The organism is Caballeronia sp. LZ029 (genome assembly GCF_031451275.1).
GTDB lineage: Bacteria > Pseudomonadota > Gammaproteobacteria > Burkholderiales > Burkholderiaceae > Caballeronia > Caballeronia jiangsuensis.
Map to the genome: position 1 here is coordinate 1 of NZ_JARUXO010000129.1, position 1,830 is coordinate 1,830.

General features: G+C 62.2%; 2 protein-coding genes. Both read right to left on the reverse strand.

Annotated features, from left to right (window positions below; translation table 11 throughout):
• Positions 1–743: IS21-like element helper ATPase IstB (istB, locus tag QCE73_RS39275; RefSeq protein ID WP_309886194.1), on the reverse strand; the 743-nt coding region annotated here is incomplete at its 3' end.
• Positions 740–1,750: an IS21 family transposase gene (gene istA, locus QCE73_RS39280; protein ID WP_309886196.1), complete on the reverse strand. Its 1,011-nt coding sequence runs from the start codon at positions 1,748–1,750 to the stop codon at positions 740–742. The genes istA and istB, both read right to left, overlap by 4 nt.
• Between the last annotated feature and the right edge of the window lie 80 nt (positions 1,751–1,830).

The window sequence follows — 1,830 nt, forward strand, 5'->3', positions numbered from 1 at the left end:
TTTCTCTTGTCCTTCAGTCGATAGCTCTCGCCACTGATTTGCACGATATGCGCGTGATGCAGCAACCTGTCGAGCATCGCTGCCGTGAGCGTCTGGTCGTCGGCGAACGCCGTCGCCCATTGCGTGAATGGCAGGTTGCTGGTCAGGACGATTGAACCCCGCTCGTAGCGTTTCGCTACGACGTTGAAGAACAGATTCGCCTCCTCGCGCCCGAATGGCAGATAGCCGATTTCATCGACGACCAGCAGCCTGGGCCCGATAACCGCGCGATTGAAGAACTCGCGCAGCCGGTTCTGTTGCCGGGCGGCGGCCAATTGCATCATCAGGTCGGCGGCCGTGATGAACCGTGTCTTGATGCCCGCTTGCGCTGCGCGGTAAGCAAGCGAAGTCGCGATATGTGTCTTGCCGACACCGGATGGTCCGAGCAGCACGATATTCTCGGCCCGTTCGATGAACGCCAGACTCGCAAGCTCTTGAATCTGCGCACGCGGTGCGCCGCTGGCGAAGCCAAAGTCGTATTGCTCCAACGTCTTGACACCGGGCAACGCCGCCAACTTCGTGAGCACCTGGCGCTTGCGCTCTTCGCGAGCACCGAGTTCGGCTTGCAGAAGTTGCTCCAGGAAGTCGGCCATACTCGAATCGGCTGCGGCCGTGCGTTGTGCCAGCGGCGCCCAATCGGTGGCGACGCAGTCGAGCTTCAGTTGCGGGCACAGCGCGGCGATGCGCTCATGTTGCAGATTCATGCGGCGAGCTCCAGCAACGTGTCATAGACCGCCAGCGGATGCTGCAGGCTCTCACGGGGCAACACCCGGCGATTGTCGGGCGCCGCCAGCACAGGCACTTGAGCCGGCAATGGCAGAAGTGCCGCTCGTTCAGCATCGAGCAACACGGCTGGACGCTCGCCCGTTGTTGCGTGACGGCGCACATTGGCAACCTCTGAGAGCCATCGGCCGAGGTGCGCATTGGCGGTCTCGACGTCCAGTTTCAGTCCCGATGACTTGAGCGTCGCGGCAAGGGGCACCACGAAACTCTCCTTGAGATAGCGATTGAAGCGCTCGACCTTGCCCTTGGTCTTGGCGCGATATGGCCGACACACCTTCGGCGTGAAGCCGTAGGTCTCGGCCAGCGCCAGCAATTGCGGGTTCCAGCGATGCTCGCCAACCCCGAACGCATCGCGCTCGATGACCACCGATTTGGCGTTGTCGAACAGCACATGTTCCGGCGTGCCGCCGAAGTAGACCAGTGCTTCGCGCAGGCACTCGCACAGCGTCACCGCGTCCTCGCGCGCGGTAAATCGCACAAAGCTCGCGCGGCTATAGCCCAACGTCGCGACCAGCGCGAGCAACGGCTCGCGTCCTCGGCGGATGACGGTGAAATCGGCCTGCATCTGCTTGCCCGGTGGCGTCTCGAAGCGCACGACCGGCTCGGCTTCGGGATGTTTGTGGGGCGCCAGAAACGCCTTGAGCTGGCTGATACCGCCTGCATAGCCGGCCTCCTGCAGCTCGCGCAGCAGAACTGTCGCCGGAATCCAGTGCGGCCGCGCTGCTGCAACGCGCTCCAGCAGATAGTCTTTGAACGGGTCGAGCTTCGTCGCGCGTGGCTCACGCGGCTTGTACCGTCTCGCTTGTTCATCTCTTAGATAGCGACGCACCGTGTTGCGCGATAAGCCCGTCTGCCTCGCTATCTCCCGAACCGCCGTCCCACGCCTGGCCAATACCTTGATTTCCACTGCTTGCTCCTGAGTCAGCATCGGCGGCAAAAGCCGCCATCGTCTCCCAGGTGGGTCAATTTTATGTCGGCGACAGGGTCAGTTTTACATCGGCGCTAACA

Excerpts from the sequence above, each read along its gene's own strand:
- istA (WP_309886196.1), bottom strand. The coding sequence starts at position 1,750 with ATGCTGACTCAGGAGCAAGCAGTGGAAATCAAGGTATTGGCCAGGCGT.